The sequence below is a fragment of the Pseudophaeobacter sp. 1A16562 genome, assembly GCF_041008785.1.
GTDB lineage: Bacteria > Pseudomonadota > Alphaproteobacteria > Rhodobacterales > Rhodobacteraceae > Phycobacter > Phycobacter gallaeciensis_A.
This window is the reverse complement of sequence record NZ_JAXGFT010000001.1, coordinates 14,724-41,418: the sequence shown is the minus strand read 5'-3', so window position 1 is coordinate 41,418 and position 26,695 is coordinate 14,724. Positions and strand designations below refer to the sequence as shown.

The window sequence follows — 26,695 nt, the reverse complement described above, 5'->3', positions numbered from 1 at the left end:
GCCTCCTCCTCTGAGCGGGCGCGCCGAATGGCACGCTCAGAGGCGGGTTAGGATCAGTAGGTCGCGCAGAGCCGCACCGCAAATGGCGGTGGCCGGGCCGAAGATATGTGCGCGAGCTGTCATGCGGCAAAGTTATACAGAGCGCGCCGCGAATGGAAAGAGCGAAAATAGCTCAGTGATCCTGACCATTTGGCGGTCGGCAGGGCGCTTTGGTGCGGGCAGGTTTGATTTGTGGAAAATTCCTCCTAGCTGCGCCAGAGCCTTGGCGATGAGCCATAGGCAAAAGGTGCGGCAGAGGCAGGACACATGGCAAAACTCATCCTAATTCTTGGCGATCAACTGAGCCTGTCGCTGTCGGCGCTGCAGGTCGCGGACAAGGACACCGACATCATCGTCATGGCCGAGGTTGCCGAGGAAGGTACCTATGTGCGTCACCACCCCAAGAAGATCGCGCTGATTCTCGCGGCGATGCGGAAGTTTGCGGAGCAGTTGCGGGCAGAGGGCTGGACTGTCGCCTATACCCGGCTTGACGATGCGGGAAACACCGGCTCCATCGCGGAGGAAATCCTGCGCCGGGCGGCCCAGAGCGGCGCAGATGAGGTGATCGCCACAACGCCGGGGGAATGGCGGCTGATCCGGGAGTTGCAGTCCCTGCCTTTGAAGGTCAGCCTCAGGCCGGACACGCGGTTCATTGCCACGCGGGCTGATTTCAACGACTGGGCCGAGGGGCGCAAGCAACTGCGCATGGAGTATTTCTATCGCAAGATGCGGCGCAAGACCGGGCTGTTGATGGAGGGGGACACTCCCGCAGGGGGCAAATGGAACTACGATCAGGAGAACCGCAAGGCACCGTCCAAGGACATAAAGACCCCAGGGCCCATGCAGTTCACCCCGGATGACGAGACGGAAGAGGTTCTGGACCTTGTCGAGCGGCGGTTTGGGGACCACTTCGGCGATCTGCGTCCGTTCCATTTCGCGGTCACCCGTGCCGATGCCCTGAGGGCAATGGCGCATTTCATCCGGCATGGCCTGCCGCTGTTCGGGGACTATCAGGATGCGATGATGACAGGGCAGAAATGGCTCTACCATTCGGTTCTGTCGCCTTATCTCAATATCGGCCTGTTGCAGCCGATGGAACTGTGCGTCGCGGCCGAAGAGGCGTGGAAAGCAGGTGATGTGCCGCTCAACGCCGCCGAAGGGTTCATCCGGCAGATCCTTGGCTGGCGCGAATTCGTGCGTGGGATCTATTTCCTCGAAGGAGAGGACTATCCGCAGCGCAACGCGCTGGGCCATGATCGCGCGCTGCCGCCGCTTTACTGGGGCGCTGAGACGGGCATGCACTGCCTGTCACAGGCGGTTTCGCAGACCCGGGAAGAGGCCTATGCTCATCATATCCAGCGGCTGATGGTGACCGGCAATTTCGCGCTTCTGGCCGGGATTGATCCGCAGGCGGTGCACGAATGGTATCTGGCAGTCTATGCCGATGCTTTTGAGTGGGTCGAGGCGCCTAATACCGTCGGGATGAGCCAGTTTGCCGATGGCGGTATCGTGGGTTCCAAACCCTATGTCTCCAGCGGCGCCTATATCAACCGCATGTCGGACTACTGCAAATCCTGCGCCTATTCCGTCAGTCGCAAGGTGGGGGAGGGCGCCTGTCCGTTCAACCTGCTCTACTGGCATTTCCTCGACCGCCACCGGGAGCGGTTCTCGGCAAATCCGCGCATGGGCAACATGTACCGCAGCTGGGACCGGATGGATGCGGAGAAGCGCGCGCAGATTCTGGAAGAGGCTGACGCCTTTTTGGCCGGGCTTGAGGCGGGCGGTACGGTCTGACCCGAAGCGCGGACCGCCGCTGGATCAGTTGTCGGTGCTGGCGGCGTTGTCGTCCGCAGCGGCGTCCGTTTCAGTAGATTCGGTCACCAAGGCGCCATTCTGCCAGTCACCGTCGGTTTCCTGACCAGTGGCATAACGCATCTTGCCGGGGCCCTGCCGCTTGCCGTTGACGAAGCTGCCTTCGTAGACGTCGCCATTGGCATAGGTGGCAACACCTTCGCCGGTGATCTTACCTTCCTGCCAGTCGCCTTCGTAGACAAAGCCGCCGGGCATCTCGATCCGGCCCTTGCCGTGGCGCTGGCTGTTGGCAAATTGCCCGGTGTAGACCGATCCATCCGCATATGTGACCTTGGCCTGACCGTGGCGCTGCCCGTCCTGCCATTCACCTTCATAGCGGTATCCGCTGGCATAGGTCATCACGCCCTGACCGTGGTTGCGGGCGTTCTTGAAACCGCCGGTATAGGTCACGCCGTTAGGATAGGTGGCGGTGCCGGTGCCTTCGATCACTCCGGCGATCCAGTCGCCTTCATAGGTCGAGCCATCGGGATAGGTGATCTTACCTGTGCCATCAGCCAGATCATCGCGGAATTCCCCCACGTAGACCGAGCCGTCGGGATAGGTGACCTTGCCGGTGCCCTCGATCTGACCCGCCAGCCATTCGCCCTCGTAGACGTAGCCATCGGTCTTGGTGAAGGTACCGGTGCCATGGCGCAGGTCATCCTGGAATTCGCCGACATAGACGTCACCATTGGCATGGGTCTGTTTGCCGATACCCTGCCTGCGGCCGTTTTCCAGCGGTCCTTCGTAGACGTCGCCGTTGGGCTGGGTCAGCTTGCCGGTGCCGTGCATCTGGTTGCTGGCCCAGTCGCCTTCGTAGATCAGCCCGTCAGGCATGGTCAGCGTGCCGGTGCCATGCAGCAGACCATCGGCGATCCCACCTTCGTAGGTTGCGCCATCGGGGTATACGATCTTGCCTTCGCCTTCCTTGCGGCCCTCCACCCAGTCGCCAGCGTATTCATAACCGCCGGGATTGCGCATCACGCCCTTGCCATGGTGCTGGCCGTTGACAAAGCTGCCTTCGTAGCGCGCGCCATTGGCGTAGACCGCGATGCCCTGACCACTGATCAGACCATCGGTCCATTCGCCTTCATAGGTGCCGCCATCGGCAAAGGTGATCTTGCCGAGCCCCTCGGGTTTGCCCTTGGCGAACTCGCCTTCGTAGACGGCGCCATTTGGATAGCGCGCCACGCCCTGACCACGGATTTCGCCATCGACCCAGTTGCCGGAATACTCATAACCATTGGGCAGCCGGTAGGTGCCGGTGCCATGCTGCAGGCCGCCGCGAAAGGTGCCTTCGTATTCGCCGCCGATTTCATCCTGCGTGGTGAGGACCTGACCGTCCTGCGCCTGCAGGGGAGAGGCCAGCGCCATAGCTGCTGAAATCACGAATACGGAGCCGAAACGGGTCATGAAACTTCTGCCTGCCCTTTAGTTCTGCGCCGGACCAATGGGCCGGGCGCGGTGCCAGTCTGCGGATGGAACACCGCCTGATGTTGCATCTCAGCTGCGAAACTATGCGACAGGGCGGCCTGTCGCAATGTCTTTTGCGGCCTGCACTCTTTCCCTTGGCCGGGGATCTGGTAAACGGCTGAGAAGAAGTTTTGCGAAGGGCACGACCACCATGGCAGACCGTTTCCGTATCTCTCTGGCGCAGCTGAACCCGACGGTCGGCGATATTGCGGGCAATGCGGCCAAGGCCCACGCGGCCTGGGAGGAAGGTCGCAAGGCCGGTGCGCAGCTTGTGGCGCTGCCCGAAATGTTCCTGACCGGCTATAACACCCAGGATCTGGTGATGAAGCCGGTGTTCCACCGCGCCGCCATGGCGGCTGCCGAACAGCTTGCGCAGGATTGTGCCGACGGGCCCGCGCTGGCCATCGGCGCGCCCTGGGCCGAGGGTGGCAAGCTCTATAATGCCTATCTGATCCTCAAGGACGGGCGGATCGCATCGCGCATCCTGAAACACCACCTGCCCAATGAAACCGTCTTTGACGAGGTTCGTGTCTTTGATGCCGGGCCGCTGGGCGGGCCTTATGCGATTGACGATACCCGCATCGGCAGTCCGATCTGCGAGGATGGCTGGCACGAAGACGTGGCCGAGACGCTTGCAGAGACCGGCGCCGAGTTCCTGCTGATCCCGAACGGTTCGCCCTATTTCCGCGGCAAGATGGAGGTGCGCTATAACATGATGGTGGCGCGCTGCATCGAAACCCATCTGCCGGTCATCTACCTCAACATGGTTGGCGGGCAGGACGATCAGATCTTTGACGGGGGCAGTTTCGTGCTGAACCCCGGCGGCGCGCTGGCGCTGCAGATGCCGCTTTATGACGAGGCGGTGATCCAGCTGGATCTTGAACGCACCGACGAAGGCTGGCGCGCGGTCGAGGGCGAGAAAGCGCATTTCCCCGATGAATGGGAGCAGGACTACCGCGCCATGGTCGAATCCCTGCGCGATTACATGGCCAAGACCGGGTTCAAAAAGGCGCTTCTGGGTCTGTCCGGTGGGGTGGATTCGGCCATTGTTGCCGCCATTGCCGTCGATGCCATCGGGGCTGAAAATGTGCGCTGCGTGATGCTGCCCTCGGAATATACCAGCGCGGAATCCCTGGAAGATGCCGAAGCCGTCGCCAAGGCGCTGGGCGTGCATTACGACTATGTGCCGATCAGCGAGGGGCGCGCTGCCATCACCAACACGCTGGCACCGCTGTTCGAAGGGCGCGATGCCGACATCACCGAGGAAAACATCCAGTCCCGCCTACGCGGTCTTCTGCTGATGGCCATGTCGAACAAGTTTGGCGAGATGCTGCTGACCACCGGCAATAAGTCCGAGGTCGCGGTGGGGTATGCCACGATCTATGGCGATATGAACGGCGGCTACAATCCGATCAAGGATCTCTACAAAACCCGCGTCTTTGAAACCTGCCGCTGGCGCAACGCCAATCACCGGCCCTGGATGATGGGCCCGGTGGGCGAGGTGATCCGCCCCAATGTAATCGACAAACCCCCCAGCGCCGAACTGCGTGAGGATCAGAAAGACAGCGACAGCCTGCCCGATTATCCCGAGCTGGATGCGCTGCTCACCATCTTGGTGGACGAGGAAGGCTCGATTGCCGATTGCGTCGCTGCCGGGTTCGACCGGGATGTGGCGAAACGGGTAGAACACCTGATTTATATCAGTGAATACAAGCGCTTCCAGTCCGCTCCGGGCACCCGCCTGACGCCGCGCGCCTTCTGGCTGGACCGGCGTTACCCGATTGCAAACCGCTGGCGCGATCCGGGCTGAACCGGGGTATTTGTCAGCAAGAGTGCGCGTCCGGGGGCAGGAAAACCATACCCCCGCGTGCCTGGGCTGACGCGAAAAAGCCACAGCTTGCACGGGGTGGATGAAAGAGCGCTCTTGCCCCATGGACCAGGGGCGCGGGGCACGGCATAGACCTCTTATGCCTGGACCTAAGCTGCCACATTTCCAAGCTGATCTTGCCCTGCCCAAACGTGTCGATGCAGTTGTCATCGGCGGGGGAATCATCGGCTCTACGACCGCTCTCGAATTGGCCGAGCGGGGATATTCCGTTCTTCTTTGTGAAAAGGGCCAGATTGGCGCCGAGCAAAGCTCGCGCAACTGGGGCTGGGTGCGTATCTCGCAGCGCGATCCACGCGAATTGCCCCTGATGGCCAAGGCGATGGAGATCTGGCCCGGGCTGGAGGCTCGCACCGGACATCCCACCGGCTATACCCGGGCTGGTATTCTGTTCACCGCCGAACGGGCGCGGGCCGAGGCCGAACTGGCGGCCTGGGCAGAGCATCTGACCCCCTATGACATTCCGGCACAGATGGTGCGTGGAGAGCAACTGGCGGAGCTGATGCCGGGACACCAAACCGGCACCATCGCGGCGCTGCATACGCCCGAAGACGGCCGGGCCGAGCCGCAACTGGCCACCCATGCTATTGCCAGCGCCGCGCGGGCAGCCGGGGCCAAGGTGATGACCGAATGCGCTGTGCGCAGCGTCGAAACCGAGGCTGGACGTGTCAGCGGCGTGATGACCGAACGCGGCCGCGTCGGCTGTTCGGCCGTGGTGGTTGCGGGTGGGGCCTGGTCGCGGCTGTTCCTTGGCAATGCGGGTGTGGCGCTGCCGCAGCTCAAAGTTCTGAATTCTGTGCTTAGAACCTCGGCGGTGCAGGGCGGTCCCGAGGCGGCCATGTGGGCCGCCGGATTTGCCATGCGCAAGCGCGCCGATGGTGGCTATTCCATCGCCGATGGCACCGAAAACGTGGTGGACATCGTTCCCGATAGCTTGCGGCTGGCACTGAAGTTTTTCCCGGCCTTCTTGGAGGAATGGCGATCCCTCCGCTTCCGCCTGTCCGACCGTTGGCGGATCGAGGCGGGGTACGACCGGCGCTGGGCACCGGATCAGCGCACGCCGTTCGAAACCTGCCGGGTGCTGGATCCCGCGCCCTCGCAAAAGGCGATCCGCAACAGCTGGGCCGCCGCGCAAAAGGCCTTTCCTATCCTGCAGTCCGCCGATGTGGTGCAAAGCTGGGGCGGCATGATTGACGTGACCCCGGATGCCATTCCGGTAATTTCGCAGGTGGACGATCTGCCGGGGCTGTTCGTCTCGACCGGTTATTCCGGCCATGGGTTTGGCATTGGCCCTGCTGCTGGACGGCTGACCGCAGATCTGGTGACCGGTGATGCGCCCATCGTGGACCCGCGCGCCTTTGCGCTGAGCAGGTTCACGAAAAAGGCGCGGACAGCTGTGCCCGCGCCCGAGGTCATTGGCACCGCCCGCTAAGGCGCGCGGCGCAATTCTCAGCCCATCATCTGATAGCTGACCGGCACAAAACGGAATCCCTCGCCACGGGTTTCGACAAAACCGGCTGCCGGGAAGGGCATGTGATAGCCGATCATCGGCGTGCGCGTGGCGGACAGCATATCCAGAATACGGCGGCGCGATGCCGTGGCAGCAGCCTTGTCCATGTCAAAGCGGACCTCCCATTCCGGGTGGGCGAAGGACCAGACATAATGGTTGGCCAGATCCGCTGTCAGCAGCAGCTGCTGATCGCCGCTGTCCAGCATATAGGTCATGTGACCGGGGGTATGGCCAAAGGCGGCCATCGCCGTGATACCAGAGGCTACTTCGCCGCCGTCCTCGACAAAGGTCATCTTTTCGGCCATCGGGGTCACCTTCTTTGAAACCAGATCGGCAACGCGGTTTTCGGCGTCCATCTTGGCCCAGAAATCATACTCGGTGCGCCCCGTCACATAGCGCGCATTGGCAAAGGTCGCGGCGCCGCTGGTGGTCATGCCGCCGATGTGGTCGGGGTGCATATGGGTGATGACGACCACATCGATCTGATCCGGGGTGACGCCTGCCTCTGCCAGGGCTTTCTGGATGCCGCCCTGACCAAGCCCGGTATCGAAAAGGATCTTTTCTTTGCCGGTATCGACAAGCGTGGGGGTGAAAAAGAACTGCGCCATCTCGGCGGGGATGAAGTTCTGGGCCGAGACTTCGGCGAATTCCTCGTCCGTTGCACCGCCGCCGAAAATTGCCTTGGCGCCGTCGCGGGGCAGGCTGCCGTCCAGCAGGGTCGTCACGGTGAAATCGCCCAGCTTGAAACTGCGAGCGTGGGTGGCCGGTGCCATGGCCGCGTGGCCCTCTGCCAAGGCGGGTGTGACGGTCGCGGCCAGGGGGAGGGCGGTTGCGCCGGTCAGCACGCTGCGGCGGGACATCTTTACGGTCATATTCTGGTCTCCTCTGTGTTGGTTGGCACTTGTTATGCGGTCTTTGGGATCGAGATAGGGCTTTTTGGCGGGGGACAAGGTACGCGCAGACCGAGGTCACGGGATCGTGTCGCTTTACGAGGGGGTTCAGCGGGTAAATCTCCTCTGGGCCCAAGCAAAGACACCAATCCGAAAGGAGGGAGGGCTATGGGTGCCGAAACTGGACAAAACCCGTTCCATGTGAGATGGGGCACAGCAACAGGAGACCATTCATGACCACCACCCGTTTTGCTCCGTCGCCCACCGGCTATATCCATGTGGGCAACCTGCGCACCGCGCTGATGAATTACCTGATCGCCCGCAAGGCTGGCGGCACGTTCATCCTGCGCATCGACGACACCGACCCCGAGCGGTCCAAGGAAGAATATGTCGATGCGATCAAGCAGGATCTGGAGTGGCTGGGTCTTGGCTGGGACCGGATCGAACGCCAGTCTGAACGGCTGGACCGCTACCATGAAGCGGCTGACAAACTGCGCGAGATGGGCCGGTTCTACGAGGCCTTCGAGACGCCGACCGAATTGGATCTGAAGCGCAAGAAGCAGCTGAACATGGGCAAGCCGCCGGTCTATGACCGCGCTGCGCTGGAGCTGTCTGAAGATGAAAAAACCGCCCTTCGCGCCGAGCGCGGCGATGGTGTGTGGCGGTTCAAGCTGGACCACCAGCGCATCGAATGGAACGATGGTATTCTTGGCGATATTTCGATCGACGCGGCCTCGGTTTCGGATCCGGTTCTGATCCGTGGCGACGGGCAGTTCCTGTATACGCTGGCCTCGGTCGTGGATGACACGGAATTTGGCGTCACCCACGTGGTGCGTGGATCGGATCACGTGACCAATACCGCGACCCAGATCCAGATCATCGAGGCACTGGGCGGCAAGGTGCCGGAATTTGCCCATCACTCTCTCCTGACCGGTCCGCAGGGCGAGGCGCTGTCGAAACGTCTTGGCACGCTGGCGCTGCGCGATCTGCGCGAACAGGGCGTGCAGCCGATGGCGCTGCTGAGCCTGATGGCGCGGCTTGGCTCCTCTGACCCGGTCGAGTTGCGCAGCGAGATGGCCGAGCTGATCGAGGGCTTCGACATCAACCGTTTTGGCGCCGCGCCGACGAAATTCGACGTTGAAGATCTGTTCCCGCTCACCGGTCGTTATCTGCAGAGCCTGCCGCTGGAAGCCGTCCAGGAGCAGGTCGAGGCGCTGGGTGTTCCGGCGGAAAAACAGGCCGCCTTCTGGGATATGGCCAAGGAAAACATCACCACGCTGAAAGACCTTGAAGGCTGGTGGACGCTGTGCCGCGACGGGGCTGAGCCGCTGATCGCGGATGAAGACAAGGAGTTCATTGCCGAGGCGATGGCGCTGCTGCCCGATGGCCCCTACGACTCAACCACCTGGGGCAGCTGGACCGCTGCGGTGAAAGAGGCGACTGGCCGCAAGGGCAAATCCCTCTTCATGCCGCTGCGCCACGCAGTCACGGGCATGGAACGCGGCCCCGACATGAGTGCCCTTCTGGCGCTGATGGAGAAGGTCCGCGCCAAGGGCTGAGCGGTTGGGGTGCGACCTGCGCCTGATTGACCAGGTTATAAAGGCGGTCCGGTTTCCGGGCCGTCTTTTTCTTTGAAGGCCAGTCGTACCAGCAGATCTAGGGCTATGCTTTCAGCTCTTTGCCCATGTCGGTTGCGGAATTCGCCAGTTCCCTGTTCGGATGCGAGGAGAGGGCAGTCAGCGCTTGCTGCATCCATTTCATCACGAAAGGGTCCTGCTTGCCGCAATGGGCAATCGGGGCAAAGCTGCTGTCCAGCAAAAGCTTGGGCGATACTGGCACCATACTGACATGTTCAAACATGCAGTCATCCTCGGTCGGATCTTCGGGGAGGGTTTCCCACAGCAGGCGTTCCAGCCGTCCCATCACCTCAATCGCGGTGCCAGGGTCGTTGACCCCGGGCGACAGGGCCTTTTGTGCCGTCTCGGCCAGCAGCGTCAGGCCGAAAACCGGATCCTGATCGAAACTGCGTACATCGCCGATTTCAATGGCCTTTGCGGCTTCCTTGCAGAGGCTCTCATCGCCGCTTTCTGCCCAGGCGACAGGGCGGCCGCGCAGGACAAAATCACCCGGGGCGCGGTGCATGGTGATATGCGCGCCTGCCTCGGCGGCGATCTCGTTCAGACGCGCCATATCGGCAAAACGCACGAAACCACTGCGCCGGGCCGGAATGGGCAGGGCGTCCTCTGGCTGTTCATCGCTGTCAGCGGGTTTGCCCCCCAGGCAGGGGCGTTTTGCCTGCTGTTTCAGGCTGGTACGGCTACGGGTTTCAATAAGACGCAGGGTGTGGTCCATGCTGCCAAGTCCCGACAGGTGGTCGATCCACCGCAGGATTGCGATGACAATCAGCGCAACGACAAAGATGGTCATGGCAAAGACGACAATGGCGGATTCAGGCGCGTAGACCTTGGCCCGGAACAGGATGATCGCGCACAGCGAATAGACGAACCCGCCGACAAAAGTGGCAAGAACGCTTTGCGTGACAGTGTCTTCGAGCAGCAGTCGGTAGACCCGCGGCGTAGACATCGAAGAGGCGGTCCGGTAGGCGCTGACCATGACGTTGAGCGAAAAGGTTGTTACCGCCAGCATGCCAGAGGCAAGAATGGTCAGGATCGGCAGGACTGCGTCACGCCCGAACCGGTTGCTCAGCCCCTCAGGCAGCATGGGGGTCAGAAGCGGCGCCAATGCCAGAGCGAGCACGGAGCAGAGCGAGATCAGAACCACCCTCAACCACAGCTGGCGCGTCAGGCGCTGGAAATAGAGCAGTGTTTTCGAGATCATGACGCAGGGCGCAGTCTGCGGGCGCCGGTTGATGCGATCAGATCGTCAAACAGGCTGCGTTCCTGCGCGGTGGTGGGTTGGTGGCGCGGATAACGGGGCGCGTCGCGGTCATCCAGAATAGGCGCGTCCCAGCCATCGGTGGTCGCGACAAAGTCGATCACGCCTTCGCGGCCAAAGACCTGCAAGTATCCCTGAAGCACCACGTCAAGATAGCTCAGCAGGATCGGATGGCGGTTCGACCCCGGTGCTTGGCGCTCAGCCGGAACCGCGTAGACTGAAATGTCCGGCGCGCCGGGCAGGTCGTGGCCCACCGCTTGCGAAGCGAGAACCCGGTCATAGGCGTACTCGCGTTCATCAAGCGCCGCCCAATCCGCGCCGGGAACAGCAGCGATCAGCCCGTCGATGCTATCGCCCGGCGCCGGTTTGGCGGTCAGAAAGGCCACGTCGCGCAGATCGGTATGTGCCCAGGTGCGGCGCCAGCCACTCAGCCGGGCAGGGCGCGGATCGCTGTAATCGTGGGTCGCCGTGTTCACGAGGCTGCCATATCCAAAGAAATACGGAGCGGTCTGGGTCATCTCGGGTCCTCCTTGCCATTTGATCTATGTCAAATCGGGCGCTGAAAAAATATATACTGTAATCTGCATGTTTTGAGGGGTGCAGAACGATGCGAATTACAAAGAGGACGAATATTGCCGTCCGGTTGCTGATGTACTGTGCGGCCAATGCTGACCGGTTGGTGACCAAATCAGAGATCGCAGAGTCCTGCAATATATCAGAAAATCATTTGGCGCAGGTGATCAATCAGCTGAGCCAGCTTGGCTACCTGCACACCCAGCGGGGCCGCAATGGCGGTATGAGCCTGGGGCGAACCGCCACTGAGATCCGGATCGGTGACGTGTTTCGTCATATCGAAGGCGATCTGCCGATGGTGGAATGTTTTGCTGACGCCGATAACACCTGCCCCTTGGTCGATGCCTGTCGGCTGCGGCTGGCGCTTTCGGATGCGGCGCAGGCTTTCTACGAATCCCTCGACAACGTCTCATTGGATTCTCTGATCTGCGACAATCCGGATCTGATGCGCTTGCTGCAACCAGCTACCTGCACCCGGTGATCGCAGTTGCCGCCCCGTTGTCGGGGCAGCTAATCAATCTCGGGCGCGCAGAATGCGGGCCGGACGGGCTGCCAGCGGACGCAAAGCGAAGGCAAGACCGGCCAGAAGTGTCGTCAGGATCCCGCCGCCGACCACGGCCAGCGCATTCGGCCAGATGATGCTGTAGCTGGTTTCAAACACATAGGAATTCACTGCCCAGGCTCCGGCGATACCTGCCGCCAGCGCCACCATGCCCGCGCCTGCGCCCAGAATGATGGAGCGCAGCGCAAAGCTTTTCAGGATCTGCGCGCGTGGTGCCCCGAGTGTTTTCAGCAAAGCAGCCTCGTAGCGGCGGGCGGGTTCTCCGGCGGCTGCGGTGCCAAGCAGCACCAGGAACCCGGTCAGCAGAGTTGCCGCCGCCCCGTATGAAGTCGCCGCTGCCAGCTGGCGCAGGATGTCGGACACCCGGTCCACCGCATCGCGCACCCGGATCGCGGTGATATTCGGCATTTCCTGGGCCAGATCCCGCAGGATCTGCGCCTCGGCCTGCTCCTCGGCATAGACGGTGGCGATATAGCTGTGCGGCGCAGCGGCCAGCGCGGATTCGTTCATGGCAATCACGAAACCCATCCCGGCGGTGGAAAAATCGACCGAGCGGAAACTGGTGACTGTGGCGGTGATGTCGCGGCCCAGTACATTCACCGTCATGGTGTCGCCGATGGCAATGCCGAGCTCTCCGGCCTCTTCTTCGGCCAGGCTGATCTGTGGCGGGCCGCTGTAGTTTTCGTCCCACCAGGTGCCTGCGGTGATTTGGGTGTTTTCGGGTTTGGCGCCTGCGTAGGTGAGGCCACGGTCGCCGCGCACCACCCAGTGATCTCCAGCGACTTCGCTGGCGGGCTGACCGTTGATGCCAGTCACGACCCCGCGCAGCATCGGTGCGCTTTCGATACGGCTGACGGCGGGGTCGCCTTCGACCCGATCCAGAAAGGCGGGCATCTGATCGCGCTGGATGTCGACGAAGAAATAGGAGGGAGCGACATCTGGCAGGGTGCCGGTGATGGCGCGGCGCATATTGCCGTCGATCTGCCCGATGGCGGCCAGAACAGTCAGGCCAAGACCCAGCGCCAGAACGGCTGGAACCGCGCCATCGCGGGAGGTGCCAATCGCCGCTAGCGCCCATCGCAGGGCCGGGCGTCCACGGGCAATGCGCGCGGCGCGCCGGGCCAGACCGCCAAGGATCAGCGCGGCCACCATCAGGACGGCCAGCGCCCCCCCAAGCCCGCCAGCGGTCCAGAGCGTCAGCCGCACCGATCCGCTGAATAGGGCCGCCGCGGCCACCAGCAGCGCCAGTGCCAGCGCGGTTGCGAGCACATAACGGGGCGCGGGCAGGCTGCTGCCACCGGCAAAGGCATCGCGGAACAGCGCCGCTGCGCGGATCCGCTCAGCCCGGGCCAGCGGCCAGAGCGCAAAGATGAAGGCGGTCAGCAGACCATAAAGCGCCGCCTCGGCCAGCGCGCCGGGGTAGACTGAGAAGATCGCGGGAAATGGCAGCTGCGCGGCGATCAGCGGCCCCACCAGAACCGGTCCAAGCCCGCCGATCGCCATGCCCATGGCAATGCCCAAGAGCGCCAGCACCCCGATTTGCAGGAAATAGGTGAGAAAGATCACCTGCCGCCCGGCGCCAAGGGTGCGCAGGGTGGCAATGGTTTCGGTCTTGCCTGCCAGAAAGGCGCGTACGGCGGCCGAAACGCCGACACCGCCCACCGCGAGGCCGGAGAGGCCGACCAGCACCAGGAACCCGCCCAGGCGCTCTACAAAGGAGGTGATGCCCGGGGCACCATTGCGTGCATCGCGCCAGCGCATGCCGGAATTGGCAAACCGCTCCTCGGCGGCAGCTTGCAGCTGTTCAAGGTTTGCACCGGGGGGCAGATCAAGCCGGTATTTTGAGGAATATAGCGTTCCCGGCTCCAGCAAACCCGACTGCGCCAGCGCGGTTGTGGCAACAATCGTGCGTGGGCCGAGGGTGAAGCCGGATGCCGCCGCATCCGGTTCGTTTTCGATAATGGCCGCGAGGCGCAGATCCTGGGTACCAAGACGGAAGACATCCCCGGGCGCAAGGCCCAGACGGTCCGCCAGGACCCGCTCCATCAGACCGCCGGGCACCCCGGTCGATCCCGCCAGCGCGTCTTCCAGCGGAATGTCGGGCGACAGGCGCAGGGTCCCCGTCAGGGGGTAAAGCCCATCGACCGCCTTCACCTGTGTCAGCGCGCGTTCCTCGCCCACTACTGCCATGGAGCGGAAGTCGGCAATTTCCGAGCTGCGCTCGGCGATGGAGGCCATCCAGGCGCGCTCTTCCTCGTTGGCAAAGCGGTAGGTAAAGGACATCTCCGCATCGCCGCCCAGCATGGTGGCACCCTCGCGGGTTAGCCCGGCCTCGATCGAGGCGCGTATCGAACCGATGGCGGCGATCACCCCGACGCCCAGCGCAAGGCAGGCCAGGAAAATGCGAAATCCCTTCAGCCCGCTGCGCAACTCACGCAGGGCAAAACGCCAGGCGAGGCGAAGATCTGGAAACTTCATTCCGCGGCCTCGTGCGCGGCCCGATCATCCAGCAGATGCCCATCGCGCAGTCGCACGACCCGGTCGCAGCGGGCGGCGAGTTCCGGCGCATGGGTGACCATGATCAGCGTGGCGCCATAACGGTCGCGCAGGCCAAATAGCAGATCCATCACGGCGGCGCCGTTGGCCTCGTCCAGATTGCCGGTGGGTTCATCCGCCAGCAGGATCGCCGGGCGCGGCGCCAGCGCGCGGGCCAGCGCCACCCGCTGTTGTTCACCGCCGGACAGCTGTGCCGGGTAGTGGCCTGAACGGTGGCCAAGACCGACAGCGTCGAGCTCCGCCTGCGCGCGTTCAAAGGCATCCGTAACCCCGGCCAGCTCAAGCGGGGTCGCCACGTTTTCCAGCGCTGTCATCGCTGGGATCAGATGAAAGTTCTGAAAGACCACCCCCATGTGATCGCGGCGGAAATGGGCCAGTGCGTCTTCGTTCATCGCGGTCAGATCCTGCCCCAGTGCCGTAATTGTACCACCGGTGGCTTGTTCAAGCCCGCCCATCAGCATCAAGAGCGAGGATTTCCCCGATCCCGAGGCGCCGATCATGCCCAGTGTCTCGCCCTTGTGCACATCCAGGGTGATGTCCTGCAAAATACGGACGGGACCGGTATTGCCATTCAGGGTCAAAGACGCATCTTTGAGGTGAAGAACGGGGCGGTTTTGATCTGTCATAAAGGCGGCCTGTTGAATGTGTTCTTTCGGATATGGAGCGATTGTGACAATGCGCAAGGTATGGGTGATAATCGGATTTCTGATCAGTGTCTCTGCGGCCTGGGCCGAACCGGTGCGGATCACGGCGTTTGGCGACAGTCTGGTGCAGGGATATGGCCTGCCACAGGGGGATGGATTCGTGCCCCAGCTGGAACACTGGCTGCAGGCGCACGGCGCCGAGGTCGAGATCACCAACGCGGGCGTCTCGGGCGACACGAGCGCGGGTGGGGCAGCGCGGATCGACTGGACGCTGGCGGATGACCCCGACGCTCTGATCGTCCTTCTGGGCGGCAACGATCTGCTGCGCGGCCTGTCGGCCGAGGAAATGCGCGCCAATTTGAGCAAGATCCTGAGCGCCGCAGAACAGGCCGACACCGAGGTCCTGCTGGTCGGCATGCGGGCGCCCAATAACTATGGACCCGATTATCGGGCCGCGTTCAACGCTGTGTACCCGGATCTGGCCAAGGAGTTCGGCGCCCTGCTGCACCCGGATGCCTTCGCCGGGATTTTTGAACGTGTCGGAGGGGATCCCGCCAAGGCGCAAGAATTCATGCAGGACGACGATATCCACCCAAATGCCGAAGGCGTTCGGGAAAATATCGAGGCGCTAGGTCCGGTCGCGCTGCAACTCGTGGCACGGGTTTCGGGCTGAGCCGCTCCTTAACACTGCAGCAAGAACGACCGAGAAAGCAGCCCCCAGGCAGGGAGCTGCAGCATCGTAGCGCTGGTCCGGAGGATTTACCCGGCAGTCAGAGCAGTTGAAGATCCACGGCCGACTCGCGGCCATCACGGCCCGGTTGCAGCTCGTAGGATACTTTTTGGTTGTCTGCGAGGCCGGTCAGGCCCGAGCGTTCAACCGCTGAAATGTGAACAAATACGTCTTTGCCGCCCGCATCGGGGGCAATAAATCCATAGCCTTTGGTTGTGTTGAACCATTTGACGGTGCCTGTGGCCATCGTCTGTACTCCTAAAGTCTAGTCTCAGTCTAACCGCCGGTGCGGTCAGGCGGCCGCATCAGCAGATGGTCACGACCGTGCCTGTAAGGCGTACAGTAATGTCATTCGCGTAACGTCGCAGTAACAGCATTGGCCATCCTGCCCCCATCACGCAAGAAAAACGCGCGCCTTATCTTGGTGGGGATTTTTGCTGTGTGGCTAAAATGCGCCTGTTGCCATGCGCGCAGCGCCTAAAGAACGGTCACGACGGTGCCCAGCGGAACCCGTTCATAAAGGTCCACCACATGTTCGTTCAGCATGCGGATGCAACCGTTGGACACCGAATGCCCGATGGTGTCCGGCTGGTTGGTGCCATGGATGCGGAAATAGGTGTCGATGCCGTTCTGAAACAGGTAAAGAGCCCGCGCGCCCAATGGGTTATCGGGGCCGCCCGGCTGGATGTACTTGTTGCCTGCAAACCGGCTGTAGGTGCGCGGGCTGCGCTCGATCATTTCCTGCGTCGGCCGCCAGGTGGGCCATTCCTTCTTGGCCTCGATCACCGCGCTGCCGGTGAATTCCAGGCCCGCCCGGCCGACCCCGACCCCATAACGGATCGCCTTGCGGGGCTCTGTCACGAAATAGAGGTAATAGGACCGGGGCAGGACCAGAATTTGCCCGGGGGCGAATTCTTTCTTGATTCTCACGACCTGAGGAGTCGGATCGAAAGCACCCTCAGCAGCGGCAAAACCAGGAAGGGTCGCGGCGAGGACGGAACTGGCGAGAAACAGGCGGCGTGAAATCATATCGGCCTCATTTACTATGGAACGTTACAGATCAATATTTTGATCTGGTGCTGAATTTGCGTCAATGGGGGCGGGAAGCATGCAGTCAGAGGTGTGATCACAATGACCTGAGGCGGTGATTGACAGTGCATGTGCGCCTCTTGCTGGGGACGGTTTCATTCCTATATGGAATTTTGAATATTTTAGCAGAGGCGCAGCGCCCTCTGCGCCAGACCCCTTTTGAGGAGGATCCTGTCATGGGAGCCAAAACCCTGACCTGCCTGTCCTGCGCCCAGCTGAATCGGGTGCCCGAGGAGAAAGTGACCGCAGGCGCCAAGTGCGGCACCTGTGGCGCGGCTCTGATCCCGGATGCGCCGCTGGATATCGATCCGGCCATTCTGCAAAAGGCAGCCAAGAATGATGACCTGCCGCTGGTGGTGGATTTCTGGGCGCCCTGGTGCGGCCCCTGCCGGATGATGGCGCCGGAGTTCTCCAAGGCGTCGAAGAAGCTGGCGGGCAAGGCGCGGCTGGTGAAGCTGAACACCCAGGACCACCAGTCCACCGGCGCGCGCTATCGGATTCGCGGTATTCCGACCATGGTCGCCTTTGAGCGCGGCCGCGAGAGCAAGCGCCAGTCAGGCGCGCTGAGCGAAGGTCAGATTGTCGGATGGGTGCAAAGCCCGGCGTAACGGTCGCCTAAACGGGCTGCGTTCGAGGCTGGACCCAGCGTTCAGGCCTCGGCCGTCGCCTCGTCAGTCAGGTGCGGTGCATCAGAAAGATTGCGCAACAGCACCGCAATCGTCAGCACCAGCGCTGTTGCAATGCCGACGCCGGAGTAGACCAGAAGACTGGTCCAGACGGAATGGCCCAGTACAACAAGGCTGAACAGCGCCGAGAAGAAACCGGTCAGCGTTCCCATCATGATGCCTGCAAGTGCCATGTCTTCTCCTGTTTCCGGATAGATCGACGAAAGGACGATACCTCAGCCCGTGTCTTTCACTACAGACAATAGTTTTTAAGATTTTGTTTAAATCTGGATGGGTCTGCGGCGAAGCTGTGGAAAATCCACGGCAGGGAGTGGGGCGGTTGGGCATCTGGCCCTGCGTTTTGCAGGCTTTTTATAGTTCTGACCGCGCCAGACTTTCCCCGCGGCAAGGCGCTTTCGCACCTCCCTAGGGTCAGACCCGGGCCTGCCATATGGACAGGCCCGGCTGAGGTTTAACGCACGAATTTCTTGTGCTTCAGGCGCTTGGGTTCCAGCGCGTCGGCGCCAAGGCGGCGTTTCTTGTCTTCTTCGTAATCTTCGAAGTTGCCCTCGAACCACTCCACATGCGCATCGCCTTCAAAGGCCAGGATGTGGGTACAGATCCGGTCGAGGAAGAAACGGTCGTGCGAGATGACAACCGCGCAGCCCGCGAAATCCACCAGCGCGTCTTCGAGCGCGCGCAGGGTTTCCACGTCCAAATCGTTGGTCGGTTCGTCAAGCAGCAGCACGTTGCCGCCTTCTTTCAGGAGCCGGGCCATGTGGACGCGGTTGCGCTCACCACCGGATAGCAGGTTCAGCTTTTTCTGCTGATCGCCGCCCTTGAAGTTGAAGGAAGAGCAATAGGCGCGGGAGTTTACCTGCGCGTCGCCCAGTTCGATGATCTCGGCGCCACCGGAAATCGCTTCCCAGACGGTTTCATTGTCATTGAGATCATCGCGCGACTGGTCGACGTATGAAAGCTTTACCGTATCGCCGAATTCGACGGTGCCATCGTCGGGCTGTTCCTGCCCGGTCAGCATGCGGAACAGAGTCGATTTACCGGCGCCGTTGGGGCCGATCACGCCGACGATGCCGCCGGGCGGCAGCGAGAAGTCCAGCCCTTCGATCAGCTGCTTGTCGCCATAGTGTTTGGACAGACCGTGGACCTCGATCACCTTGGAGCCAAGGCGCGGACCATTGGGGATGACGATCTGGGCGCGGCCGACCTTTTCGCGTTCGGACTGGTTTGCCAACTCGTTATAGGCGGCAATACGGGCCTTGGATTTGGCCTGACGTGCCTTCTGACCCTGACGCATCCATTCCAGTTCGCGCTCCAGCGTTTTCTGCTTGGATTTGTCTTCGCGGGCTTCCTGCTCCAGCCGTTTGGCCTTCTGCTCCAGCCAGCTGGAATAGTTGCCTTCCCAGGGCACACCGGCGCCGCGGTCCAGCTCCAGAATCCAGCTGGTGATATCATCGAGGAAATAACGGTCGTGGGTGACGCAGAGGATTGTGCCTTTGTAATCAATGAGGTGCTGCTGCAGCCAGGCGATGGTTTCGGCATCGAGGTGGTTGGTCGGTTCGTCGAGCAGCAGCACGTCGGGCGCTTCGAGCAGCAGTTTGCACAAGGCCACCCGGCGTTTTTCACCGCCCGAGAGGGTCTTCACGTCTGCGTCATCCGGCGGGCAGCGCAGCGCCTCCATCGACACGTCGATCTGGCTGTCCAGATCCCAGAGGTTCTGGGCGTCGATCTCGTCCTGCAGCTTGGCCATTTCCTCGGCGGTTTCGTCCGAGTAGTTCATCGCCAGTTCGTTGTAACGGTCCAGAATTGCTTTCTTTTCCGCAACGCCCAGCATGACGTTTTCACGCACCGACAGGCTTTCGTCCAGCTGCGGTTCCTGCGGCAGGTAGCCCACCTTGGCGCCTTCGGCGGCCCAGGCTTCACCGGTGAAATCCTTGTCGATCCCGGCCATGATGCGCAGCAGAGTCGATTTACCGGCGCCGTTGACGCCGACGACACCGATCTTCACGCCGGGCAGAAAGGACAGGTGGATGTTTTCAAAGCATTTCTTGCCACCGGGGTAGGTCTTGGAGACCCCCTGCATGTGGTAGACGTATTGATAGGCGGCCATGTGACTGCTCCATAATCGGGGAAATTCGCTGCCCGGTGTGATAGCGGATGGGCAGGGAAGGAGCAATCGGGTAGGCGCGCGGGGCTGAGGCTCTGACGCGCACAGCATCTTGGAGGTGTGCATAAACCATCAGTGCAACGCTCCAATGCGCGGTTTGCCTCACCTGGGAAGGACCCGCGTCCGAACCGAGGGGCGCACCCAATTGATTTCCCCGCAGAACTATGCGCATCAAGTGGCCATGACCTGTGGATTTCCATATCTTCGGCCCGGCATGCGCGTGGGGCTGCTTGGCGGCTCCTTTGATCCGCCGCACATGGGGCATGTGCAGATCAGTCTTGCGGCGCTGAAACGGTTTGGGCTGGATCGGATGCTCTGGCTGGTGTCGCCCGGTAATCCTCTCAAATCCCGTGCCCCGGCCACGCTGGAGCGGCGGGTCGCGGCGGCGCGGGAGATGATGCAGCATCCGCGGATCGAGATCAGCGATATCGAGGCGCGCCTTGGCACGCGTTACACGGCGGAGACCCTGCGGCATCTGCGGGCGCGTTATCCCGGCGTGCGATTTGTTTGGCTGATGGGGGCGGACAACCTCACCCATTTTCACCGCTGGAAGGACTGGCGCGAGATCCTTGAGGCGGTGCCGGTCGGGGTGCTGGCGCGCCCCGGCGACCGGATCTCGGCGCGGCTGTCTCCGGCTGCGAAGATCTATGGGCAATACCGGCTGAAAAGCAGCCAGAGCCACCTGCTGGCCGGGGCAGAGACTCCTGCCTGGTGTTTCCTGAATGTGCCGATGGTCGATACCAGTTCGACGGAAATCCGCGCGCGGGGGGACTGGTCAGCGACGTAAGCTGGCCGAGGCGATCCCGGCGCTGATCACCACCAGAAGCCCGGCCCATGTCAGAAGATCCGGCAATTGACCGAAGACGGCCCAGCCCAGCAGCACCGCCGCGATCAGCTGGAAATACACCGTGGGGGCCAGACGCGAGGCCTCGGTCCGGCTGTAGGCATAAAGCAAGAGTAGGTTCCCCAGCATGGAAAAGGTCGCGCTTCCGACGGTCAGGGCGGCGGTAGAGAGACTCGCCTCGGGCAGGTTGGACAGGCCAAGCGGCAACAGAAACAGCGCGCTGAGCAGGAGCTGCGTAAAGCTCAGCTCGACCGGTTTGCCGACATGGGCCAGCCAGCGCGACGCCGTCAGGAAACAGCCGTAGAAACAACCCGCCAGAACCGCATACATCAGATTGGCCGAGCCACCGAAACCGGGGCGGACCACCAGAAGCACACCGCAGAAGCCCGCGCCCATCAAGATTGCGCGCAGCGGCGTGGTACTTTCCCGCAAAAGGGTCACGGACAGTACATAGCTGATCACCGGCCCGATGAAGAAGGCGGCAAAGACATCGGCGATCGCCTCTGTCTGCAGGGCCGTCTGGATCGACAGGATACCGCCGGTGATGAGGCTCGCGCGCAGCCAGATCCGCCAGTCCTTCAGCAGGCGCAGGCAGCCCCGGGGGGCAAAGGGCAGCACCAGCAGCGCACCGATGGCAAAACGGGACCAGGCCACGAACCCGGGTGTTGCCAGGCCGCCGCTGGTCAATAACTTCCCGCAAAGATCCCCGGCGGGGATCATTGACATGGCGATGAACATGATAGTGACTGCTTGGAACATGGGGGCCAGCGGTAGCAGGCAGGGCACGGAGGCGAAACAGAAAAAGCCGCCCGGGTTTGTCGTTTGGCAGTTTTTATAAGACACTGACAGATATGATATCGCGACGAAAATTCCTTGGCGCCGGGATAGCGGCGCTAGCAGGATCGGCAAGCTGGGCCAATGCGCCGACGGTGTCCCTGCGTCCTGTAGCTCGGAAAAAGGTACTTGCCGGAGCAGCGGCTGCGGATCTGGAGGCGATCCTGGCGGGCTCTGGCCTGCAGGGCAAGGTTGCCTGCGCGGTGGCGGATGTCAAAACCGGGGCGCGGCTTGAATCGCAAGCGGGCGCGGCCGGGCTGCCGCCGGCCAGCGTCGCAAAAACCCTGACGGCGCTTTATTCGCTGGATGTGCTGGGGGCTGAACACCGGTTTACCACCCAGGTTCTGGCCGCAGGCCAGATCCGCAGTGGCGTGCTGCATGGTGATCTGATCCTTGCTGGTGGCGGCGATCCGATGCTGAACACCGACCATCTGGCGCAGCTGGCGCGTAGCATGAAGGCCGCGGGCCTGCGTGAGGTGCGTGGCGATTTCAAAGTCTGGGATGGCGCCTTGCCACAGGTGCAGTCGATCGATCCGGAGCAGCCGGATCACGTGGGTTACAGCCCGGCGGTGTCTGGCATCGCGCTCAATTTCAACCGTGTTCATTTCGAATGGAAACGCGGGGCCAAGGGCTGGTCCGTCAGCATGGATGCCCGCACCGAGAAATACCGCCCCGAAGTTGCCATGGCGCGCATGGCGGTGAAGAACCGCGCCCTGCCGGTCTATACCTATGTGGACCGGGGCGGCGCCGATACCTGGACCGTGGCCAGTCAGGCGCTGGGCAATGGTGGTTCGCGCTGGTTGCCGGTGCGGCGCCCGGCGGAATATGCGGGCGATGTGTTCCGGACCCTGGCGCGGTCGCACGGTATTGCCCTGCGCAAGGCCAAGGTCACGCAGAGCCTGCCGCAGACGCAGGTTCTTGCCCAGCATCAGAGCCCGCCGCTGAGTGTGATGCTGAAGGCGATGCTGAAGTATTCCAACAATCTGATGGCTGAAATGATCGGCATGTCGGCGACAGCAGCAGCGGGCAAGCGTCCCGGATCGCTGCGGCAGTCCGCTGCCCAGATGAGCGATTGGGCAGCGCGTAAATACGGTATGAAAGACAGCCGGTTGGTGGATCATTCGGGCCTTGGCGATGCCTCGCGGATGACGCCGGATGATCTGGTCACGGTGCTGATCGCGGCCCATGGGGCAGGGCAGCTGAAGCCCCTGCTGAAACCGTTTCCGATGAGGGACCGCAAAGGGCGGGTCTTGAAATCTCATCCCATCAAAGTGCTGGCCAAGACCGGGACCCTGAATTTCGTCTCAGGGCTGGGCGGCTTCATGACCGCTGCCGACGGCACCGAGCTGGCCTTTGCGATCTTTGCTGCTAACACCACGGCCCGGTCACGGATCAAACGCGCCGACCGGGAGCGCCCGCCAGGCGCGCGTGGATGGAACCGCAAGGCGAAAGCGCTGCAACAGATGCTGATCGAGCGCTGGGGCAGCGTTTACGGAAGTTGACACTGGGGCCTTCCCAAAAGGCCGATGGTGCCCCCTTACAATGAAAAACGCGGCCCCTATTGGGCCGCGTTTTTTTATCCTTGAGGAGTGGGCGGGGATCAGAAGTCTTCCCAGCCTACCGCCACTTTCGCAGGCGGCTCGTCCGCAAAGAAATCGTCGTTCTCGCTGCCGGGTGCCGGGTGGGCCGAAGGCGCGGGCATCGTTGCGATGCTGGCCACGGGGCGACGACCGCCCCCGGTGTTGAAGACCGAGACATGCCGGGCCAGTTCGTTGGCATCGTTGCGCAGGATCTGGGCTGCGGCGGTTGCCTCTTCGACCATGGCGGCGTTGTGCTGGGTGACCTGATCCAGCTGGGTGACGCCGGTGTTGATCTCGGCCAGTGTTGTCGACTGTTCCCGGGCGCCGCCGGCGATCTCGGAGATATGGCCGGAGATGGTGCCGACGCGGTCGATGATCTTCTTCAGCTCGTCACCGGCCTTGCCGACAAGATCAACGCCCTTGTTCACATGCTGGGAACTTTCGGCGATGAGGCCCTTGATCTCCTGAGCAGCATCCGAGGAACGCTGCGCCAGGGCACGCACTTCCGAGGCAACGACGGCAAAGCCACGGCCTGCTTCGCCTGCACGGGCGGCTTCCACCCCGGCGTTCAGCGCCAGAAGGTTGGTCTGGAAGGAGATATCGTCAATGACCGAGATGATCTGCGAGATCTTTTCGGAAGAGGTTTCGATCTGGGACATCGCGTTGACCGCATCGGTCACCACCTTGCCGCTTTGCTCGGCGGTGGATTTCGCCTCGGTCACGATGGTTTCAACTTCCTTGGCGCCATCGGCGGCGGAGCGGACGCTGACGGTCAGCTCTTCCATGGCCGCTGCAGTCTCCTCCAGCGTGGCCGCCTGGCTTTCGGTGCGCTGCGACAGATCGCTGGACGACTGGCTGATTTCCTCGGAGTTTTCCCGGATGCGGGTCGAATTGTCGATCACCGCGTCGATGATGCCGACCATCTTTTCCACGGTGGCATTGTAGTTCTGGCGCAGGCTTTCGTATTCGGTGGCAAAGGGCGTGTCGATGGTCTTGCTCAGATCGCCTTCGGACATGTCCTGCAGCGCCACGTTCAGCGTTTCGACGACCTTTTTCTGCTCAGCCTGGGCCACCTTGCGCTGCTCCTCCACCTCACGGGCGGCGGCCAGTTGGGACTTCAAATGATCCAGCGTCTGGGCAATTCGGCCGATTTCGTCGCGGCGGTCCAGGTGGCTGACTTCGGTGTCGTAATCGCCGTCGGCAATCACGTCGATCGACTTGGTGACGCTGCTGAGCGGGCGCGACAGGATAGAGCGCAGTGCAAAGACCGATAGTGTACACATGATCACAAAGGCGGCAATCGCGAAGACCATGGACATCATTTCGTCAAAGGCGGCTTCGGCAAAGGCCACCTCGGGCGACCAGAGCATTGCGACAGAGCCGACAATGACGGATCCATCGGCCCCGGCCGTCGCGGGAGCAGCAACATAGTAACCGTCCGCCGACATTTCCGTCTGACCAGACTGAGCCGAGGCATGGCCGAGCTCGCTCAGCTTTGCCAGGTCGGCTTCGCTGATTTCTCCACCGGTTGCAACGACCTTGCCATCCTTGTTTACGGCAACCCCTGCCAGGGCGCGGCCATCGGACAGTTCGATCAGTTTCTCGATATCAGCCGACAGCCGGTCCGAGTCCCCAAACCGGATGGCGCCGCCACTGCGGGCCGCCACGGTGATTGTGACCCCGCTGCCCAGCGTGCGGACGCCCTTTTCAACGGCGGCCTTGAAGGTCTTCTCGTTCTTGTAGGTCAGCGATCCGGCTACCACCAGAGTGGTTGCCGCGATCAACAGGCAGCATTTCATGAATACCGACATGCCTTTGAACAGGGATATCGAGGGAAGACGGACTTTCATTTGTGCACCTTTCGATCTTTTGCAGTGCGTGGAACGCGCTGGATTACATCAGCGATTCAGCGTCAACAGCCACCGTCATTGCTCCGATCGGAGCGCCGGTTGCGGGATCCACAATGGTAAGCGAGATTTGCGCCTGATAGCTTTGGGTAGATGCATCAAGCTCGACATCCCCGAAGTGCGCGGCATCCGGGCCGACGGGGTAGGTCTGCTGGAACTTGGCCTCGTCGCCTTGCCACATGTCAGAGGTCGCCGCCGAGGCAGCCACGTTCAGCCCATGGGCATCCATGACGAAAACTTCGGTGATCTGGCCACCCGATTTCACCACCTGCTCGCGCAGGAAGTCGGCGGCGGCATTCTCCAGCACAGGCGTGATCGTCGGTGTGGAGGCGGTCCCCACTTCGGCGCGCCAAGCTGTGTCCATGGCATCGATCTGAGCCTGCGAATAGCCGGAAGTCCGGGCGTTTTGCCCGTTGATGGCATCAATCAGAACCGGGGCGGTTGCCCAGTCACGGATGCTATTTTCCAGATACGCTTTCATGCTTGGCTCAAAGTCGTTGGCCCAGACGGGCGACAGAACAAGGGAAAACAGGGCGGAACAGGTAACTATACGCATTGGATACTCTTTGCTGTGATTTAGGTCGGGATGCAGACCATGATCGACGCTAGGTCCAAGGGTTTACGGATGAATTAACGGTGCAGTGAGGGTCCCGGGCGGCCTTTGGGCCAGGTTTTGAAGGGAAATTCTGCGTTGCAGCGACTGATCGGGGGCGTGCCTGCGAAATGCAGCAAGCCTCTGAATTACATTCAAAATCACGATTGTGTGACAGGGCGCAGTAAGGAAGACACAGCCTTGAAACAGGGGGAAGGGAGGCGTGCGCAGGCGGGCATTGGAGATAACAAGCTTAAAATTGTAAGTGTTATCTCGCGGTTTTCATGGCGTTTTTGATGGTTGAATATTGACGGCACAGGGGCGGCTACCCGCCGATTCCATTCATGGCATCGCATTCTGCCTATGTCAGGCATCGCGAGCTTTCGAATATTGGAAAAGTCATTGTGATCTGGACCGAACCGCGCGGCATTGAAGTTGCACTCTGCAAGCCCCTAATGTCACCGCATGATTGAGCTCAAAGACCTACAACTGCTGACGGCGCTGGCCCGACACCAGCATTTCGCCAAAGCTGCACAAGAATGCGGCATGTCGCAGCCTGCCTTCTCGATGCGGATCCGCAACCTGGAGGACAAGTTGGGCGTGTCCATCGTGCGGCGCGGCAACCGGTTTCAGGGTTTGACAGGCGAAGGCGAGCTGATCGTGGCGCGGGGCCGGTCGCTGCTGGATGACGCCCGGGCGCTGGAGCAGGAGATCGCGGCGGCCCGCGGGCAGGTTACTGGCACGCTGGATCTGGGTGTGGTGCCGACGGCCACCAGTTTCGCGGCGCGGTTGGTCAACCGGCTGCAACAGGCCCACCCGCGCATTCTAGCTCGAATCAACGTGATGTCTTCGGCGGCCATCCAGCAGCGTCTGTTCGAGGGAACGCTGGATGCGGGGCTCACGTATATGGACTCCATCGAACAAAATCTTGTGATCAGGCAGCCGCTTTACGACGAACGTTATGTGGTTCTGGCGCCGGTCGGCTTGGTGGCGCAGATCGCTCTGCAGGCGGGCGAGGGCGCCGGTGAAATCAGCTGGGCACAGGCTGCTGAACTGCCGCTGAGCCTCTTGGATCAATCGATGCAGAACCGGCGTATTCTGGATTGGATCTTTGCCGAGCAGGGGCTGCGGCCCGAGGTCCTGTCGGAATCCAGCGGCTTTATGTCCGCTATTATTATGGCGCGTGAGGGGCTTGTGGCTACCATCCTGCCGCAAGCGCTGGCAGATGCGCTGGGCCCGATCGAAGGAACCCGGGTGCTGCGGCTGGAGGCGCCGGAACAGGCGCGGCCGATCTGCATGGCCACGCTGGACCGCGAGCCCGAGCTGACCACGGTCCGGGCGCTGAGGGACGTGGTTGCCGCCTTTGAACAATAAGTCTTCGTTATCGTGCC

23 protein-coding genes are annotated in these 26,695 nt (G+C 61.9%); 10 read left to right on the top strand and 13 right to left on the bottom strand.

Annotated features, from left to right (window positions below):
* The first annotated feature begins 306 nt into the window (after nt 1–306).
* Nucleotides 307–1,833 carry a cryptochrome/photolyase family protein gene (locus SM764_RS00170; protein WP_369000713.1) on the top strand — a complete coding sequence of 509 codons (1,527 nt, stop codon included), beginning with the start codon at nt 307–309 and terminating at the stop codon, nt 1,831–1,833.
* A 24-nt stretch (nt 1,834–1,857) separates the two neighbouring features.
* Here the strand turns inward: SM764_RS00170 and SM764_RS00165 are convergent, their stop codons facing one another.
* Nucleotides 1,858–3,303: a 2-isopropylmalate synthase gene (locus tag SM764_RS00165; protein ID WP_368947137.1), complete on the bottom strand. Its 1,446-nt coding sequence runs from the start codon at nt 3,301–3,303 to the stop codon at nt 1,858–1,860.
* A 211-nt stretch (nt 3,304–3,514) separates the two neighbouring features.
* On the opposite strand from SM764_RS00165, the gene SM764_RS00160 reads away from it, so the two are divergent.
* Together SM764_RS00160 and SM764_RS00155 are read left to right on the top strand one after the other, a co-directional pair.
* Entirely contained in the window at nt 3,515–5,173 is a 1,659-nt protein-coding gene (locus SM764_RS00160) for an NAD+ synthase (RefSeq protein WP_369000712.1), read from the top strand.
* A 157-nt stretch (nt 5,174–5,330) separates the two neighbouring features.
* Nucleotides 5,331–6,680, top strand: a complete 1,350-nt coding sequence (locus tag SM764_RS00155; protein ID WP_369000711.1) for an NAD(P)/FAD-dependent oxidoreductase — start codon at nt 5,331–5,333, stop codon at nt 6,678–6,680.
* A gap of 17 nt (nt 6,681–6,697) precedes the next feature.
* Here the strand turns inward: SM764_RS00155 and SM764_RS00150 are convergent, their stop codons facing one another.
* Nucleotides 6,698–7,630: an MBL fold metallo-hydrolase gene (locus tag SM764_RS00150; RefSeq protein WP_274867098.1), complete on the bottom strand. Its 933-nt coding sequence runs from the start codon at nt 7,628–7,630 to the stop codon at nt 6,698–6,700.
* 251 nt (nt 7,631–7,881) lie between these two features.
* Between SM764_RS00150 and gltX the strand changes: the two genes are divergently transcribed.
* Nucleotides 7,882–9,207: a glutamate--tRNA ligase gene (gltX, locus tag SM764_RS00145; protein WP_369000710.1), complete on the top strand. Its 1,326-nt coding sequence runs from the start codon at nt 7,882–7,884 to the stop codon at nt 9,205–9,207.
* A gap of 103 nt (nt 9,208–9,310) precedes the next feature.
* Here gltX and SM764_RS00140 read toward each other — a convergent pair whose 3' ends face one another.
* Nucleotides 9,311–10,486 carry a DUF2254 domain-containing protein gene (locus tag SM764_RS00140; protein WP_369000709.1) on the bottom strand — a complete coding sequence of 392 codons (1,176 nt, stop codon included), beginning with the start codon at nt 10,484–10,486 and terminating at the stop codon, nt 9,311–9,313.
* Entirely contained in the window at nt 10,483–11,061 is a 579-nt protein-coding gene (locus tag SM764_RS00135; protein ID WP_369000708.1) for a gamma-glutamylcyclotransferase family protein, read from the bottom strand. Before SM764_RS00135 ends, SM764_RS00140 begins: the two co-directional genes overlap by 4 nt.
* An 89-nt stretch (nt 11,062–11,150) precedes the next feature.
* Between SM764_RS00135 and SM764_RS00130 the strand changes: the two genes are divergently transcribed.
* Nucleotides 11,151–11,597, top strand: coding sequence for an RrF2 family transcriptional regulator (locus SM764_RS00130; protein ID WP_065272774.1), 447 nt, complete (start codon nt 11,151–11,153; stop codon nt 11,595–11,597).
* Nucleotides 11,598–11,630: 33 nt separating this feature from the next.
* Here SM764_RS00130 and SM764_RS00125 read toward each other — a convergent pair whose 3' ends face one another.
* Complete coding sequence (locus tag SM764_RS00125; protein ID WP_369000707.1) at nt 11,631–14,156, bottom strand: ABC transporter permease; 2,526 nt, start codon at nt 14,154–14,156, stop codon at nt 11,631–11,633.
* Nucleotides 14,153–14,860, bottom strand: coding sequence for an ABC transporter ATP-binding protein (locus SM764_RS00120; RefSeq protein WP_065272776.1), 708 nt, complete (start codon nt 14,858–14,860; stop codon nt 14,153–14,155). The genes SM764_RS00125 and SM764_RS00120 overlap by 4 nt, the downstream gene beginning before the upstream one ends.
* A gap of 49 nt (nt 14,861–14,909) precedes the next feature.
* Between SM764_RS00120 and SM764_RS00115 the strand changes: the two genes are divergently transcribed.
* Nucleotides 14,910–15,551 carry an arylesterase gene (locus SM764_RS00115; RefSeq protein ID WP_274827810.1) on the top strand — a complete coding sequence of 214 codons (642 nt, stop codon included), beginning with the start codon at nt 14,910–14,912 and terminating at the stop codon, nt 15,549–15,551.
* A 97-nt stretch (nt 15,552–15,648) separates the two neighbouring features.
* Here the strand turns inward: SM764_RS00115 and SM764_RS00110 are convergent, their stop codons facing one another.
* Nucleotides 15,649–15,855, bottom strand: a complete 207-nt coding sequence (locus tag SM764_RS00110) for a cold-shock protein (protein ID WP_065272777.1) — start codon at nt 15,853–15,855, stop codon at nt 15,649–15,651.
* A 230-nt stretch (nt 15,856–16,085) separates the two neighbouring features.
* Complete coding sequence (locus SM764_RS00105; protein ID WP_368947133.1) at nt 16,086–16,637, bottom strand: L,D-transpeptidase; 552 nt, start codon at nt 16,635–16,637, stop codon at nt 16,086–16,088.
* Nucleotides 16,638–16,873: 236 nt separating this feature from the next.
* Between SM764_RS00105 and trxC the strand changes: the two genes are divergently transcribed.
* The gene (gene trxC, locus SM764_RS00100) at nt 16,874–17,305 is read left to right on the top strand and encodes a thioredoxin TrxC (protein ID WP_274836363.1); all 432 of its coding nucleotides are present in this window, start codon (nt 16,874–16,876) and stop codon (nt 17,303–17,305) included.
* A gap of 41 nt (nt 17,306–17,346) precedes the next feature.
* On the opposite strand, the gene SM764_RS00095 is transcribed toward trxC, so the two are convergent.
* The gene (locus SM764_RS00095) at nt 17,347–17,556 is read right to left on the bottom strand and encodes a hypothetical protein (protein ID WP_274831237.1); all 210 of its coding nucleotides are present in this window, start codon (nt 17,554–17,556) and stop codon (nt 17,347–17,349) included.
* A 278-nt stretch (nt 17,557–17,834) separates the two neighbouring features.
* On the bottom strand, nt 17,835–19,490 hold the full coding sequence (gene ettA, locus SM764_RS00090; protein WP_369000706.1) for an energy-dependent translational throttle protein EttA: 1,656 nt from the start codon (nt 19,488–19,490) through the stop codon (nt 17,835–17,837).
* A gap of 238 nt (nt 19,491–19,728) precedes the next feature.
* Here ettA and SM764_RS00085 point away from each other — a divergent pair, with 238 nt between their 5' ends.
* Complete coding sequence (locus tag SM764_RS00085; RefSeq protein WP_369000914.1) at nt 19,729–20,334, top strand: nicotinate-nucleotide adenylyltransferase; 606 nt, start codon at nt 19,729–19,731, stop codon at nt 20,332–20,334.
* On the opposite strand, the gene SM764_RS00080 is transcribed toward SM764_RS00085, so the two are convergent.
* Nucleotides 20,323–21,129, bottom strand: coding sequence for a DMT family transporter (locus SM764_RS00080; RefSeq protein ID WP_369000705.1), 807 nt, complete (start codon nt 21,127–21,129; stop codon nt 20,323–20,325). The genes SM764_RS00085 and SM764_RS00080 overlap by 12 nt on opposite strands.
* 113 nt (nt 21,130–21,242) lie before the next feature.
* Here SM764_RS00080 and dacB point away from each other — a divergent pair, with 113 nt between their 5' ends.
* Nucleotides 21,243–22,727, top strand: coding sequence for a D-alanyl-D-alanine carboxypeptidase/D-alanyl-D-alanine endopeptidase (dacB, locus tag SM764_RS00075; RefSeq protein ID WP_369000704.1), 1,485 nt, complete (start codon nt 21,243–21,245; stop codon nt 22,725–22,727).
* Nucleotides 22,728–22,825: 98 nt separating this feature from the next.
* Here dacB and SM764_RS00070 read toward each other — a convergent pair whose 3' ends face one another.
* Both SM764_RS00070 and SM764_RS00065 read right to left on the bottom strand, forming a co-directional pair.
* Nucleotides 22,826–24,655: a methyl-accepting chemotaxis protein gene (locus SM764_RS00070; protein ID WP_065272784.1), complete on the bottom strand. Its 1,830-nt coding sequence runs from the start codon at nt 24,653–24,655 to the stop codon at nt 22,826–22,828.
* 43 nt (nt 24,656–24,698) lie between these two features.
* Complete coding sequence (locus SM764_RS00065; protein WP_065272785.1) at nt 24,699–25,268, bottom strand: hypothetical protein; 570 nt, start codon at nt 25,266–25,268, stop codon at nt 24,699–24,701.
* 501 nt (nt 25,269–25,769) lie between these two features.
* On the opposite strand from SM764_RS00065, the gene SM764_RS00060 reads away from it, so the two are divergent.
* A complete protein-coding gene (locus SM764_RS00060; protein ID WP_274837687.1) occupies nt 25,770–26,678 on the top strand; it encodes a LysR family transcriptional regulator in 909 nt (302 codons plus the stop codon).
* Nucleotides 26,679–26,695 lie beyond the last annotated feature (17 nt).